This is a genomic window from Variovorax sp. PBL-H6 (genome assembly GCF_901827155.1).
In the GTDB taxonomy this organism is placed as follows: domain Bacteria; phylum Pseudomonadota; class Gammaproteobacteria; order Burkholderiales; family Burkholderiaceae_C; genus Variovorax.
The window spans coordinates 5,918,320-5,933,523 of sequence record NZ_LR594659.1 but is presented as its reverse complement, the minus strand read 5'-3'; the positions used below and the strand labels follow the sequence as shown (position 1 = coordinate 5,933,523).

The 15,204-nt window shown below is 67.7% G+C and carries 10 protein-coding genes; 4 read left to right on the top strand and 6 right to left on the bottom strand.

The genetic code is table 11. The annotated features are described in order from the left end of the window. Window positions 1-16 precede the first annotated feature (16 nt). Together G3W89_RS27915 and G3W89_RS27910 are read left to right on the top strand one after the other, a co-directional pair. Complete coding sequence (locus tag G3W89_RS27915; RefSeq protein ID WP_162577195.1) at window positions 17-3,319, top strand: type I restriction endonuclease subunit R; 3,303 nt, start codon at window positions 17-19, stop codon at window positions 3,317-3,319. Next, complete coding sequence (locus G3W89_RS27910) at window positions 3,316-4,056, top strand: M48 family metallopeptidase (RefSeq protein ID WP_162577194.1); 741 nt, start codon at window positions 3,316-3,318, stop codon at window positions 4,054-4,056. The genes G3W89_RS27915 and G3W89_RS27910 overlap by 4 nt, the downstream gene beginning before the upstream one ends. Here G3W89_RS27910 and G3W89_RS27905 read toward each other — a convergent pair. From G3W89_RS27905 to G3W89_RS27885, 5 genes are all read right to left on the bottom strand, one after another. Further along, window positions 4,010-4,807, bottom strand: a complete 798-nt coding sequence (locus G3W89_RS27905) for an alpha/beta fold hydrolase (protein ID WP_162577193.1) — start codon at window positions 4,805-4,807, stop codon at window positions 4,010-4,012. The two genes, G3W89_RS27910 and G3W89_RS27905, sit on opposite strands and share 47 nt — an antisense overlap. Next, the gene (locus G3W89_RS27900; RefSeq protein ID WP_162577191.1) at window positions 4,807-5,826 is read right to left on the bottom strand and encodes a M14 family zinc carboxypeptidase; all 1,020 of its coding nucleotides are present in this window, start codon (window positions 5,824-5,826) and stop codon (window positions 4,807-4,809) included. The genes G3W89_RS27905 and G3W89_RS27900 overlap by 1 nt, the downstream gene beginning before the upstream one ends. Window positions 5,827-6,085: 259 nt before the next feature. Then, on the bottom strand, window positions 6,086-7,474 hold the full coding sequence (locus G3W89_RS27895) for a hypothetical protein (protein WP_162577190.1): 1,389 nt from the start codon (window positions 7,472-7,474) through the stop codon (window positions 6,086-6,088). A gap of 187 nt (window positions 7,475-7,661) precedes the next feature. Next, complete coding sequence (locus tag G3W89_RS27890; RefSeq protein ID WP_162577189.1) at window positions 7,662-8,108, bottom strand: VOC family protein; 447 nt, start codon at window positions 8,106-8,108, stop codon at window positions 7,662-7,664. 52 nt (window positions 8,109-8,160) lie between these two features. Further along, window positions 8,161-8,568, bottom strand: coding sequence for a VOC family protein (locus G3W89_RS27885; protein ID WP_162577188.1), 408 nt, complete (start codon window positions 8,566-8,568; stop codon window positions 8,161-8,163). Between the two features lie 96 nt (window positions 8,569-8,664). Here G3W89_RS27885 and G3W89_RS27880 point away from each other — a divergent pair, with 96 nt between their 5' ends. Both G3W89_RS27880 and G3W89_RS27875 read left to right on the top strand, forming a co-directional pair. Then, window positions 8,665-9,321 carry a TetR/AcrR family transcriptional regulator gene (locus tag G3W89_RS27880; protein ID WP_162577186.1) on the top strand — a complete coding sequence of 219 codons (657 nt, stop codon included), beginning with the start codon at window positions 8,665-8,667 and terminating at the stop codon, window positions 9,319-9,321. 34 nt (window positions 9,322-9,355) lie between these two features. Beyond that, complete coding sequence (locus G3W89_RS27875; protein ID WP_232076780.1) at window positions 9,356-9,946, top strand: DNA-3-methyladenine glycosylase; 591 nt, start codon at window positions 9,356-9,358, stop codon at window positions 9,944-9,946. Here the strand turns inward: G3W89_RS27875 and G3W89_RS27870 are convergent. Then, the gene (locus G3W89_RS27870) at window positions 9,927-15,140 is read right to left on the bottom strand and encodes a non-ribosomal peptide synthetase (protein ID WP_162577183.1); all 5,214 of its coding nucleotides are present in this window, start codon (window positions 15,138-15,140) and stop codon (window positions 9,927-9,929) included. The genes G3W89_RS27875 and G3W89_RS27870 overlap by 20 nt on opposite strands. Window positions 15,141-15,204: the final 64 nt, after the last annotated feature.

Below are 15,204 nucleotides of genomic sequence, written 5' to 3'. Positions count from 1 at the left end.
TCGCCGGACTCCCACGATGAGCGTCGCTCCTTCTGCCCACGAGCCATGCAGCGCACAGATGTGCGCGCTGCGCATGCTCTGCAGGATGGGGTGGAACTACTTGAGCGCGACCGATTGCCTTGCTCTCCGGCGCTCAACGCGCGAAGTCCTTCTCAAGCCGCGCCTCATCGAACTCCTGCAGACTCGCCGCTTCGATTACAAGGGCGAGGCCTACCCGCTCTCGCCCAGCGCAATCGACCAGATCCTGCGCGAGCTCTCCAACCTCGGAATCGGTGAGGGCCTGCTCGCCGCCAACGAACGCTTCTACGCCAAGCTCGCCTACGGCATCACAGTCACCGAATTCATGCCCGACGGCAGGCGGCACCAGCCGACGATCCATGTGATCGACTGGACAAACCCGAGCGCCAATCGTTTCGACGTCACGGAAGAGCTGCGGGTGCTATCCAGCCACGGTGCCCACTCCCGCGCGCCGGATATCGTCGCCTACGTCAACGGTATTCCGCTGGTCGTGATCGAGGCCAAGCAGCCGCAATGGCAGCATGGCGGCAGCCTGGCCGACGCGATGGTGCTCGAAGGCATCAGCCAGCAATTGCGCAACCAGCGCCACGACGAGATACCGGAGCTCTTCGCCTATGCTCAGTTGCTCTTGTCCATCAGCCAGACGGACGGTCGCTATGGCACCACCGGCACGCCGGAGAAGTTGTGGGCGCGCTGGAATCAGGATGAAGAATTCGACGATGCGATGCTCACGGCCCTGAAGAATGCGCCACTGCCCGCCTCGGTCGACGCGACCCTGTTGAAAAGCAAGGCCGCCCTGATGCGCGGGCGCTTCCAATCGCTCGGTTCGCCAACCCTGCTGCCCAACCAGCAGGACCGCCTGCTTGTCGGTCTGTTGAAGCCGCAACGGCTGCTCGACCTGCTGCGCGGCTTCGTGCTTTTCGACAGCAAGATCGGGAAGATCGTCGCGCGCCACCATCAGTTTTTCGGTGTTCGCGCCCTGCTCGAGCGACTGGCTGGGCAGCGAGCCGACGGTGGGCGCAATGGCGGTGTGATCTGGCACACGACGGGCTCGGGCAAGAGCTTCACCATGGTCTTCCTCGCCAAGGCGCTGCTGTTGAACGAAGGCCTGAAGGAATGCCGGCTGGTGGTCATCACCGACCGGCGCGATCTCGAACAGCAGCTCGCACGCAACTTCATGACCGGCGGGGCCTTCGGATCGTCCATCGTCACGCACAAGGAGGGCGAACACAGCAGGGCCCTGACGGGGCGCGACCTGGCCCTGCGCATCGGGCAGGGCACGAAGCGCATCACCTTCGCGCTGGTGCAGAAGTTCAACACCGCTTCCAGGCTGGCGGCGTGCCGCAACGATTCGCCCGATGTCGTGGTGCTGGTGGACGAGGGCCATCGCAGCCACGGCGGGGAAACGCACGAGCGCATGAAGAGGTCACTGCCGCGTGCCGCTTACGTGGCCTTCACGGGCACGCCGCTGCTGAAGGAAGAGAAGACTGCGCAGAAGTTCGGCCCCATCATCCACGCGTACACCATGCAGCGCGCGACCGAAGACCATGCCATCGCGCCGCTCCTCTACGAGGAGCGTGTGCCCGGGCTGTCCATCGATGCCGACGCGGTCGATCGCTGGTTCGACAAGATCACCAACGGCCTCGCCGAGGCGCAACGCGCCGACCTGAAGAAGAAGTACGCTCGCAGCGGCGTGGTCCACGGTGCTGCCAAGCGCATCGATCTGATTGCATGGGATATCGCCACGCACTTCCATGAAAACTTCAAAAGGGTCGGGTCGGGCCTGAAGGGCCAGGTCGCCACGGCCAGCAAGCTGGATGCCGTGCGCTACAAGAAGGCGCTCGATGCCACGGGCCTGGTCACGAGCGCCGTCGTGATCTCCCCGCCCGACATGCGCGAGGGCAACACCCGGATCGACGAAGACGGCATGGCCGAAGTGCAGAAATGGTGGAGGCAGAACGTGGACCCGGGCATCGATGCGGTCCACCACGAAAGAAGCGTATTGCAAGCCTTCGGCACCCGCGGCGACCCCGACCTGCTGATCGTGGTCGATCGCCTTCTCACCGGTTTCGACGAACCGCGCAACGCGGTGCTTTACATCGACAAGCCGCTGAAAGGTCACAACCTGATCCAGGCCGTGGCCCGCGTGAATCGCCTCCATGGCGCCAAGCGCCACGGCCTGCTGGTGGACTATCGCGGCATCCTGAAGGAACTCGACACGGCGATCCGCGCCTACCAGGACCTCGAAGCCCGGACGCAAGGCGGCTTCGAGATCGGCGATCTCGAGGGTCTCTACGCGCAGGTCAGCACCGAATACAAGCAACTGCCAATGCGACACGAGACGGTGTGGTCCTTCTTCGAAAGCGTTGCCGATCGCAAGGACCCCGAGCAGCTGCGCCAGGCATTGAGTCCTCGCCTCGTGAGCGATGGGATGGGCGGCGAATACGACGAACGGCAGAAGCTGCGTGACGACTTCCATGCTGCCCTGACTGCTTTCGGCGCGGGTCTGCAGGCCGCGCTCGCTTCGCGCGGCTTCTTCGAAGACCGCAGCGTTTCGCAAGCGCTGATCGCACAGTACAAGGCGGACCTCAAGACATTGATCCAGGTGCGGCAGGCCGCACGGCGCGACGCCGGTGAGACGGTCGACTTCAGCGAATACGACGAGCAGATCCGCAGGCTGGTGGACCAGCAGGTCATCGGAACGAAGGTGCAGGAGAGCGACAAGGCCTATCTGGCGGACAAGCTGGGCCTGCGCGACGTTGCCGGGATCTGGTCTCGGGACAAGGCGCGCAACGAGGCAGACCTGATCAAGACCCGCCTGCGCAAGACGATCGAGCAGGATCTGGCTGACGACCCCTACGCGAGGCAAGTGTTTTCCGAGCTGCTGCAAAGCGCAATCGAGCAAGCCGAGGCCATGTTCGACCATCCGCTCAGGCAGTACTCGATGTTGAAGGATTTCGAGCGCGACCTAGACCGGCGCGCAACGCCCGGCGTGCCGGAAGCCCTGGCCTCCAACCCGATGGCAAGGGCCTGCTATGGCGCGATCCTGATCGCGCTGGGCGAGGAGGCATCGAGGCTGGACGAGGCGCAGCAAAGCCAGCTTGTCAACCAGGCGCTCGCCATCAGCCACGTGATTCAGGCAGCGCTGGCCGAGCATTCATTGAACCCGCAGAACATCGAAGCTGCCATCCGCAAGGGCCTGCTGCAACTGCTCTACGCGCCGCTCGGCCTCGACAGGGCCAACGATGTGATCGGGCATGTGCTCCAGATCACCCGCGTGGTACTGGCGCGTCGCACATGAGTGTTGCAGCCCTTCGCAGCCTTCGCTACGGTGACGAACGGATTGCGTTCAGCTTGCGTGTCCAGCCGGCGCGCAAGGCACAGCGCATTGCCATCCACGTCGAACCCGACGGGCGCGTGGTGGTCGATGTGCCGCAAGAGACGTCCGAAGCCGCGGTGCAAGCGGCTGTGCAGCGGCACGCGCGCTGGATCAGCGGCCAGGTCGCCGCAGTTCGAGCGCGCCTTGCGCATGCGTTGCCGCGTGCGCATGTCAGTGGCGAGTCCCTGCTCTATCTCGGCCGGCGCTACGTGCTCAAGGTCGCCGTCGATGAAGGTCGGGACGGCCACGTGCGTCTGTGCGGCACGTGCATTGAAGTCGCGGTGGCGAAGGCCGACATGGCCCGCGTGCAGGCATTGCTCGACGCCTGGTACCGAAAGCGCGCGGGCGAGGTGCTGGCCGCGCGACTGGTGGTCCTCGCGCAATCTTTGAGCTGGGTCCGCACGCCGCCGCCGATGCAGCTGCGCGTCACGAAGAAGCGATGGGGCAGCTGCTCGCCGGCGGGCCGTCTCACGCTCAACCCGAATCTCGTCAAGGCGCCGCGCGAGTGCATCGACTACGTGCTCATCCACGAGTTGTGCCATCTTGGCGAGCACAACCACGGGCCACGCTTCCACCGGCTGCTGGACACGCTGATGCCGGACTGGCGCGGGGTCAAGGCGCGTCTGGACGATCTGGTCGAGCAGCTGATGCCCGCCTGAGCGCCCGAGCAGCCCAGCGCGCCACTTGCGCCGCAAGCCATGCCCCATCGTCCAGGGGCAGGTCATGGCCGGCGCTGGCGTGCTCCGCCATCTCCACGCCCCACTGGCGCGCCAGCCGCCGCGAGCAGTTCGGGTTCACCAGGCCATCGCAGGCACTCGCCAGCACGAGCAGCGGCACGGAAGGAGCCTGCGCCGGGGCTCGGTAGCGCGCCGCCGCAAGCACCTGGCGCACCGCATTCGATCGCGAAACCGGTCGCGCCTCGCGCATCGCCGTCCAGTCGTCGAGCACGGCCGTGCCGCGGTCGGGACGGCGGGTGGTGAGCCGCAGGATGGTCGCCTCGCGCTCGCGTGTGTTCTGGCGGCCGAAGGCCAGGCCGAGCAGAGTGCCGTAGTTGGCGGGGCGCAGACGCTCATGGAAGGGACTGAAGGGCCGCAGGCTGGTGTTGATCAGGACGCAGCCTGCGAGCTCGCGCGGGTGCTGCACCGCCCAGTCCACTGCCACCATCGCGCCCAGCGACATCGCGAGCAGGTTGTAGGGCGGCGCGATCCCGAGCGTGTGAAGCTGCTCGCGGCAGGCTTCCATTGCGGCGCCGATGCGAGCCGAGCTGCGCAGTTGGTTCAGCCGCCCATTGCCGGGGAGGTCGAGCGCCACGATCCGCGCGGCAGGGAAGCCGTCTTGCAATTGGCCGATGAAGCGCCCCCAGTGCCCACTCTCGCGGGTGAGTCCACGCATCAGAACCCATGTGTCCATCAGTGCCTTCCGTACCAGCGCGCCATCGCCTGCTGCTCGTGCTGCGTGCGTCGCGTGCCGGCGGGCAGCCAGCGTTCGTGGCTGCCCACGGCGCGGGTGATGAAGTCCATCCATCCGATGTGCTGGCGCAGCACGCGCTGCTGCCGGTGCTCGATCACCGGGTTGAAAATGCCATGGCGTGAGAAGAGCTGTCGCGGGTTCTTCTTGACCCACAGCCAGGATCCCATCTCGAGCGTGACCGGCAGGAATACGTTGCCCGGCCGTTGATCGGCGCCCAGGTAGAGGTGGTCCCAGAGATCGCCGTGCGCCAGGTACTGTCGGCTCTGCGGCTCCAGCTTGTAGCGATGGTGCAGCAGGCTCTGGTCGAGGATCTCGCACAGGGCGTGCATCTCCGCCAGTTGCCCGATCGGCCGCGTGGTGTGGGCATACGGGAACCAGATGCGGTCGCTGAGGCCGAAGCCCGAATGGCAGTCCACCGCCACGCTGAGCGGCCGGCCCAGCAGCTCGGTCTCCACCAGCGTGCACATCGCCGCGCTCTCGCATTCCATCGGGTCGCCGGCGGCGCCGCGGTACCAGGGCAGCTTCGCACTGATGCGCTGGCCGCCGACGAGGTACGGTACCTGCTCCTTCGACTCGACCGGCGCGTTGCGCATCAGGTCGACGCCGTTCGGGTTGGCGCGCGTGCCCAGCCACATGCCGCCTGGGTTGACCAGCGGCATGAACACGAGTCGCATCGTCTCCAGTTGCCGGTGCAGCGTCTCGTCCCAGGCGAGCCGCATCACCAGGCTGCGCAGATAGGCGATCACGACCTGCGCGCCGATGCGCTCCAACCCGTGCACGCCGCCGAAGAACCCCGCGGCGGGTGCGTCCGGGCGCGTGCTGCCGAGCAGAAAGGCCTGGACCGGGAAATGCCGCGCGCCGGCGGCCACTTCGCACAGGACGCGCGTCTCCAGGTGCGCGCCGGCCAGTTCGATCAGCTGCGCCAGCTCCAGCAATTCGGGCAGGTCCGTGGAATTCACGCGTCGATGGCAGGTGAAGGAGTGCGCGCAGGATAGCGGCAATGCATGCCATCAACATGTCATGCAAGTCCCTTAGCGTAGCGAAAGGAACACCCATCCAGGGCACACCCGCCACACCATGCAATCCTCCGTCCTCTGGCCTCCGAATCGCCACACCTTTCGCGCGCTCGGCGGTGCGCTGGTGTGGGGGTTGATCGAGTTCGTCGCCTTGGCGCGCTCGCGCCGCACCGCGAGGCGAGCCGCCAGGACCCGAAGGCGCTCAATCCGCGAAGAATTTCGGTAGCTTGGCGAACACCCCGCTGGCCACCAGATCGTCGCGATGCCGTCCGCGAAACTCCTTCCACAGACTGTCCATGGTCTGGGCGACCGCCTCGTAGCAGGCCGCCTTTTCCTCGGGGGAGCTCTGCTTTTCAATAGGAGCGATAGAAAATCCGACTTCGTTCAGCAGCGTAATCATGTCCACCACCTCGAACTCTCGGACGAAGAATTCCCTGGCGCAGTCAAGAAAGGACGTCTTGTCATCCGGCGTCTGGAGCAGCGTCACCCATTTGACGTTCTCGTGCAGCATGTGGAAAAGCACCACCAGATCTTTTTTCACATCCTGGGCGGGCAGGTTGCTTTGCGGGTCTACCAGCTTTAGATAGATCGGCATCAACCTAGGAGCGATGACGTCGATCACCCCGAACCGCATCATGTTCTGCATGTGGCCGCAGTCGTGGCGGTGAGTGTGCAAATGCTGCTGCTTGTAGTACTTGTCGTGCACGGCGTACGGTTGCTCGGCGGCTCCGCTCAGCAGACCCTTGCCGTGAAAGATGCAGTGCAAGATGGCCTGCACGCCTTGCGCACCCGTCCGGGAGAACGAGGGCACCATCGACATTTCCATGCCGTCTAGTTCAAACATGGTATTCACGCACTTCTTGTAAAGCTTTTCGTCTGCTGGCGTCAGCGGTTCTGACGAGAACAGGTTGCTCCTGGGCTGGTCTTTGGTCGTGTAGCTCAGCACCAGCGTTCTTTCTTCCTTCGGCAGCGTCTTCCCTGGTGGATCACCGTCCAGATCGTCAAGCCACCGCTGTACCTCGTTCGCGGCATCCGAAAGCATGGCGTGTGCGAACAGCAGGAAGCAGGTTTTGTCCCGGGTCGGCCTGAAGTCCTGAGGATGGGCCAGGGCGCCCAGCAAGTCGCTCTCGAGCGTCTGGAACCTCGCAGCCATGCCCTGGACAAACTTGAGTTCCTTCTCCAGCCCTTCGCGCAGCTCCGGTGGCGAGTCCGATAGCATTTTGTCGTACTGGCGGCACGTCGCTTCCATCTTCACGCTCAGCGGTTGCAGCAACTCCACAGACTTCTTCAGCAAGTACTGCGCCGGCCGATCATGCGCGGGCTGGCCCGGCTTGATCTCACCCGTTTCGAGCTTCCCGAAGAAGTGGGCCAACAGCACACCCTGGAAGAGACAGTTGCTGAAGGAGGGACTGCCCACGCTGAGGACATGATGTTCTTTGAGGATTGCCGCGATATCGCTTTCCCGGTAAGGCGGTGGAAGCTTGACTTCTGCCAAGCGATGTATCGCCGCTCGTACGGGCTGATCCTGCACCGGCTGTTCGTCTTTCTGGATGTGAACGTTGACGGGATTCGCGAGAACGACGGGTCTCATGGATGCTTTCTCCTGCGGCCGACGACGGTCGGCTGTCCTGCAGTTCGGACCGCGCGCAGAAGCTACGTTCCACGGCTGGGAGACGGGCTGCGTAATTGTTCACGGGACGGGCTCATCCGGCTCAGCGTTGCTTCATGCCCGGCCGGCGACGGACACTTGGTCGCAGTTTGAACCCGCCTTGAACGGCTCAGCCCTTCGGCGCCTCGAACACGCCGACCATCCAGCCGACGCCGAAGCGGTCCTGCACCATGCCGAAGCAAGGCGAGAAGAACGTCCGCCCGAGCGGCATTTGTACCTGGCCGCCCTCGCCGAGCGCCGCGAACTTGCGCTTGGCATCGGCTTCGTCCGCCACGGTCAGCGACAGCGAAAAGCCGCGGAAGACGGGAGCCTGCCTGGCCATGCCATCGGAGGCCAGCAGCGTGGTGTCGCCGATCTTGAACTCGGCGTGCATCACGTTGTTCTCGGCGGGTGGGCCGGACATCTCGGCGCCGCCGCACATGTCAGGGTTGCCCGCCGCTTCGGGGCTGTCCTTGAAGCGCATCAGCATCGTGACTTCGGCGCCGAGCTTGGCGCGGTAGAACTCGAGCGCCTCTTCGCAGCGGCCTTCGAAGAACAGGTAGGGCTGGACATGCATGGCAATCTCCTTTGGGGTCGTGGGTGGGTGAGGAATTCGACAGGGGCGGCGCTCAGGCTTGCGGGAAGGCGCTCATGTCCATGTACGCGAGCTCCCACATGTGGCCGTCGAGGTCCTCGAAGCCGTGCTGGTACATGAAGCCGTGGTCCTTCGCCTGGGTGGGCGTGCTGCCGCCGGCGGCCACGGCCTTGGCAACCTGGCCATCGACCTCGGCCCGGCTCGCGCAAGAGAGGCACAGCAGCACCTCGGTGCTCTTCGTGGCGTCGGCGATGGCCTTCGGCGTGAAGGTCTTGAAGAAGCTCTCGACCAGGAGCATCACGTGGATGTCCTCGCTGATCACCATGCAGGCGCCCTGCTCGTTGGTGAAGCGAGGGTCGAAGCTGTACCCCAGTGCCCCGTAGAAGGCCTTGGACTTCTCGAGGTTCTTGACGGGGAGGTTCACGAAGATCTTGGTGCTCATGCCGGCTTCCTTTGGAAAAACGCGTGTAGGTCGAGGAATTCCGTTGTTGTGTACAACGTCCACAAAACAATACCAAAGATAATGGACGCTGTCCACATGAAAAACACCTCGACGCTCCCCGGCCCCACGCCCCCGGCACGCAGCACTTACCGGCACGGCGATCTGCGCCGGGCGTTGCTCGAGGCGGGGGTCGAACTCGCTCGACAGGGCGGCCCGGAGGCGGTGGTGCTGCGCGAAGCCACACGGCGTGCCGGCGTCGTGCCCAATGCGGCCTACCGGCATTTCGCCAGCCGCCAGGCGCTGCTGCTCGCGGTGCGTGCTGCAGCCCTGTCGGCGGCAGCCGGGGCCATGGAGGCCGAGCTCGCCGCCGTGCCGCGCGATGGCTCGCCTGCCGAGATCGCCCGCGCCAGCGTTCGCGCCATCGGTGCCGGGTACCTGCGCTTCGCCCAGGATCAGACCGGACTGTTCCGCACCGCCTTCGGCGCCGCAGTGGAATTGGAGGTCCCGCCCGATGATGCGAAGGGCGGCGCCAGCGGCCTCAATCCATTCGAGTTGTTGGGCGCTTCGCTCGACCAGATGGTGGCCGCCGGTATCCTGCCCCCCGAACGCCGCCCGGGCGCCGAGTTCCTGGCCTGGTCGGCGGTGCATGGTCTGGCGCTGTTGATCATCGATGGCCCACTGCGCGGCGTGCCCCGCGAGCAAACCGACGAACTGGGCCGCAAGCTGCTGGAGATGGTGGAAAAGGGACTGTGAGCCGCACCGCTGCTCCGCCCGTCAAGATCGCGCCGTGAAAGCACGCATTCCCGCCCACATCGATTTCCTCGCACCTTCACACGAAGTGGCGCCGCGGCTGCTCGGCCTGGTGCTGCTGGTCGGTGGGGTCGGTGGCCGCATCGTCGAGACCGAAGCCTACGACCGGGAGGACCCCGCCTCCCACACCTTCGGCGGCCTCACGCGGCGCAATGCCCCCATGTTCGGTCCGCCCGGCCGGGCCTATGTCTACCGTTCCTACGGCATCCATTGGTGCCTCAATTTCGTCTGCCGCGAGGAGGGCCATGGCGCCGGCGTCCTGATTCGCGCGCTGGCGCCCACCGCGGGGCTCGAACGCATGCGCGCGCGGCGGGGCATGGAGGATGTCCGGCTGCTGTGCGCAGGCCCCGGCCGGGTCGGGCAGGCGCTGGGCATCGATGGGAGCTTCAACGGCAAGCGGCTCGACCGGCCGCCCTTTGCCCTGCTGGCCGCGCCCGACGATCACCCGGCCGTGGTGGTCGAGGCCGGTCCGCGCATCGGCATCACCAAGGCGGCGGATGTGCCCTGGCGCTTCGGCGAGAAGGGCTCGCCTTTCCTGAGCAAGCCCTTCAGGACTCGGCGCGCCTGAGGTTCTCCTCGCGCGCGATCTGCTGCAGGCTCTCGTAGATGAGCCGCCGGGGAGCGACCTTCCAGCCCAGCAGCGCCTCGATCGCAGCGACGGCACGCATCGCCAGCAGCGAGTGCCCGCCCAGGTCGAAGAAGTTGTCGGTGCGGCCGATCTGCTCGATGCCCAGCAGTTTCGACCAGACGCCGGCGATGAGCTGCTCGCCATGCGTGGCCGGCGCGACGTAGCTGCGGCCGTCGGCCAGGGTGACATCCATGACTGGCGCCGGCAGCGCGGCACGATTGACCTTGCCGTTGGGCAGCAGCGGCATTGCGTCGAGCGAGACGAAGTGCTGCGGGACCATGTAGTGCGGCAGCCGTGTGCGCAGGTGCTCGCGCAGCACCTGCGGCGCCGGCGGCACCGGGCCGCGCGAGACGAAATAGGCCACCAGCCGCACATCGTCCTCGCGCTCCGCGCGCGTCACCGCCACGCAGTGCGCCAGCTCGGGATGGTCGAGCAACGCGGACTCGATCTCGCCCATCTCGACGCGGAAGCCCCGCAGCTTCACCTGGTGGTCGGCGCGGCCCATGAGCTCGAGCAGCCCATCGTGACGCCAGCGGCCCAGGTCGCCGGTGCGGTAGAGCCGGGCGCCGGGCTCCTCGCCGAACGGGTCGGGCACGAAGCGCTCGGCCGTGAGCTCGTCGCGGTGGTAGTAGCCGAGGGTGACGCCGGCGCCGCCGATGTAGAGCTCGCCGGGCACGCCGATCGGGCACGCATGGCCGTGCTCGTCGAGCACCCAGACCGCGACGTTGTCGATGGGCCGCCCGACCGCGATCGCCTTGCGCGGCTCGGTCACCTTCCAGCCAGTGGACCAGACCGTCGTCTCGGTCGGCCCGTAGATGTTCCAGAGCTCGCCCATGCGCGCCAGCAGCTGCTCGGCCAGCACCGGCGGCAGGGACTCGCCGCCGATCAGCCCGCGAAAGCCCGGCCCGCCGGCCCAGCCGGTCTCGATCAGCCCACGCCAGGCCGAGGGCGTCGCCTGCAGCAGCGTGGCTTGATGGGTCTCGAGCAGCACGCGCAGCGCCGCCGGGTTGTGCACCTGCTCCTGCGACGCAATGATCACGCGGGCGCGCACCACCAGCGGCAGCAGCAGGTCGAGCACCGAAGGGTCGAAGGAAGGGCTGGTGATCGCCAGCACGCAGTCGTCGGCCGACAGGCCCGGCGCCTTCACCATTCCGGCGAGGAAGTTGACGACCCCGCGGTGAGGCACCCGCACGCCTTTGGGCTGGCCGGTGGAGCCCGAGGTGTAGATCAGGTAGGCCTCGTCCAGCGGCGTGGCATCGAGCGCCGGGTCGGGTGCCAGCGGCCGTTGCGGATGGCCGGCCGTCAGCCGGTCGTCGTCGATCGCCAGCATCGGGATCGCCAGCCCCTCGAGGACGCCGTGCGTGTCCTGCTGCGCGAGCACCGCGGCCAGGTCGGCATCAGCCGCCATGAAGCGCAGGCGATCCGCCGGGTAGTCCGGGTCCAGCGGCACATAGGCCGCGCCTGCCTTCATCACGCCCAGCTGCGCAATCAGCATGTCGGGACTGCGCGCGATGCACAGGCCCACCCGCCGCCCGCGCGCGATGCCGCGCCCGCGCAACGCATGGGCCAGCCGGTTCGAGCGCGCCTCGAGCTCGCCGTAGCTCAGCGTGCGGCCGGCCGCGTCGATCACCGCCACGCGCTCGCGCACCTCCGGCGCGCCCAGGCCCAGGTAGTCGTGCACCAGCTGCCGTGCCGGTAGTGGCGAGCGCCCGCCGTTCCAGCCGTGTTGCAGCAGATCGAGCTGCGACGGCGCGAGCATCCCGTGCGTCGAGATCCGGCGCTCGGGCCGCGCCAGCAGCCGCTCGACGAGCGCGAGGTAGTTCTCGAGCATGCGCGCCGCCGTCGCCTCGCTGTAGAGATCGCTCGCGTACTCGAGGTGGATGCGGTGCGAGAACTCGGTGTCGATGTGCATCGACAGGTCGAACTGCGCGGCCACCCGCGCGAAGTCGAATTCGTCCACCTCCAGCCCGAAGAGTTCCGGCTCGCCCACCGGCGCATTGAGCACGTTGAAGAGCACGCGCACCGGCCCCTCCGGGTGCAGCGTGCGGTCATGCCCCAGCGCATCGATCAGCTCGTCGAAGGGCGCGTCCTGGTGCGTGTAGGCCTCCAGCGCATTGCGGCGCACGCGATGCACCAGCTGGGTAAAGCTGGGATCGCCCGCGAGGTCGGTGCGCATGACCAGCGTGTTGACCAGCGTTCCCACCAGCGGCTCCGCGGCGAAGCGGTGGCGGTTCGCGATCGGGGTGCCGATCGCGATGTCCTCGCTTTTCGCGTGGCGCGACAGCATCAGCACGAAGGCCGAGAGATAGACCACGAAGGGCGTCACCGCCTCGCGCCCGCCGAAGTCGCGCATCGCCTCGCGCAGCCGCGGCGGCAGGCCGGCCGAGACGCGCGCCCCCCGGTGGCTGGCCTTGGCCGGCCGCGGGAAGTCGGTGGGCAGGTCGAGGTCGGGCAGGTCGCGCAGGCGCTCCAGCCAGTAATCGAGGTGCGGCCGCCGCGCCTCCACCGCCGCCGGACTGCGTTGCCAGGCCGCATAGTCGGCGTACCCGATCGCCGGCGGCGCCGACACGGGCTCGCGCCCGGCCGCCAGCGCGCCATAGGCCGCAAGGGCTTCGCGCATCAGCAGCGCGCCGGCCCAGTTGTCGGTGATCGCGTGGTGCAGCAGCCAGAACAGCACGTGCTCGCGCTCGCCCAGCCGGATCAGGGTCGGGCGGTGCAGCGGCGCCTGCGACAGGTCGAAAGGCTGCGCCGTCCGCTCGGCGAGCAGCACGCGCGCCTGCGCGTTGCGCTCGCGCTCGGGCAGCCGGCTCAGGTCGATCTGTTCGATCGGCACCGCGAGCCCGGGCAGGATCGCCTGCATCGGCTCGTGCTCGCCCATCACGAAGCAGGTGCGCAGACCTTCGTGCCGCTGCACCATGGCGTCGAGCGCCTGCTGGCACAGCGCCGGGTCGAAGGCGCCGCGCAGCCGGATCGCGATCGGCACGTTGTAGGCGGTCGATGCCGGGTCGAAGCGCTGGATCACCCACATCCGCCGCTGCGAGAGCGAGGCCGGCAGCGGCGCGCCGCGCGGCACCGGCTCGATGCCGGCAGCAACCGCCGCCCGGCTCTCCAGCGGTTCTTGCTCGGCGGTTGCGACGTGCGCCGCCATTGCGGCCACGCTGGCATGCTCGAACAGCTCGGCCAGCGGCAGCGCAACGCCGAAGCGCGCCGACAGCCGCGAGAGCACCTGCGTCATGCGCAAGGAGTTGCCGCCGAGCTCGAAGAAGCTCTCATGCACGCCGAAGGCGCGCGTGCCCAGCACCTCGCACCAGATGTCCCACACGGCCTGCTCGCGCGCGTCGCGCGGCGGTACATAGCCCGGCCGCTCACGGCGCTCGCCCTCGTCCGTGCGCTCCTCGTGCAAGGGCCCGGTGCCGGCATCGATCGGCGCCACCAGCGGCAGCTCGCCGGCCAGGAAGGCCTCGCGGCAGCGGTGGCGCTGCACCTTGCCGCTGGAAGTGCGCGGCAATCCGCCTGCGCGCAGCAGGGCGACGGCATGCACCGGCAGGCCGTGCTCCACGGCGATCGCGCGGCGCACCGCGCGGAACACCGCGTCGGTATCGGCCTCGGCTTGCGCGCGCCGGTCCAGCTCCAGCGCCAGCACCACGCCCTCGCCGGCCTGCGTCTCGACCGCGAACGCCGCGCCGAATCCCGGGCGCAGCGCCGCATGGGCGCGCTCCGCGCTCCATTCAAGGTCTTGCGGATAGTGGTTCTCGCCGTGGACGATGATCAGGTCCTTCACGCGGCCGGTGACGAACAGCTCGCCGTCATCGAGGAAGCCCAAGTCTCCGGTGCGCAGGAACGGGCCCGTGCCGTCGGCCAGGTGCCCGCCGAAGGCGGCCTCGGTGGCTTCGGGCTGCATCCAGTAGCCGCCGCCGACACCGGGCGCGCGCACCCAGATCTCGCCGATGCAGCGATCGGCGCAGGCGTGCCGGTCCTCGTCGACGATCAGGATTTCCGTGTCCTTCATCGCCCGTCCGCAACCGACCAGCCGCCGCCCGTGCGCCGCGCCTTCGGGCAGCGGGTCGAAGCGGTGGGCCAGCAAGGCCGCCGGGTCCGCCGACACGATGCGCGGGGACGCATCCAGCGTGCTTGCGCTGACGCCCAGCACCGCCTCGGCCAGGCCGTAGGACGGCGCAAACACCCGCGCGGGCATGCCCGCTGCACCGAACGCCGCGAGCACACGCTCGACCGTGTCGGCCTTGACGGGTTCAGCCCCGCAGTTCAGCGACACCAGGCTTTCCAGCCGAGCGCCGAGCGCCTTGTCGCCCAGCGCCTGCAGGCAGGCGACGAAGGCCGAGTCCGGCGCGCCCGTGTGCGTGATGCCGTAGGTCTCGACGGCCTCGAGCCAGCGCAGCGGCCGGCGCAGGAATGCCACCGGCGACATCAGGTAGCCGGTGGCACCCGCCACCACCGGCGCCAGCACGCCGAAGGCCAGGCCGTAGTCGTGGAAATGCGGCAGCCAGCTCAGCCCGCGCGAATCGGCGCTCGCATGGCCTGCGGCGATCATCGCGCGCACGTTCGCCAGCACGTTCAGGTGCGACAGGCGCACGCCGCGCGGGGCAGAAGTGGAGCCCGAGGTGTACTGCAGGTAGGCCAGCGCCTGGGCGTCGATCACCGGCAAGATGAAGTCCTGCCCCGCTGCCGCCAGCTGCGCCGCATCGGGCAATGCGGTCCAGCGCGCCATTGCCAAGGTGGCGGGGTCCAGCGCGGCGGCCGCGGCGTCGAGCAGCTTCGCGCTGGTCAGCACCAGCGCCGAGCGCGAATCCGCGATCACGCTGCGCAGGCGCGGTGCCGCGTGATGCAGGCGAATCGGATCGGGGGCCGGCACCGGCACTGCGACCCGGCCGCTGAGCAAGCAGGCCCAGAACACCCGCACGAAATCCAGCCCCGGCGGCAGGGCCAGCAGCACGCGGTCGCCCGGACGGGTCGCACCAGCCAGCCATGCGGCGATGCGGTGGACATCGTCACGCAGCTGGGCATAGCTGCTCTGCTGCGCGAGGGACAGGTCCTCCGCCAGGAAACCATAGGCCAACTGCGTCGGGCGCGTCGTGCATTGCTCCTCGAAGACAAAGGCCAGGGTGTCTTGTGACACGCCAATGGCGGGGGGCGGCAGGCTTGCGTGCGATGGCGAATTGAACATGTGTGGGAGCGGCCCG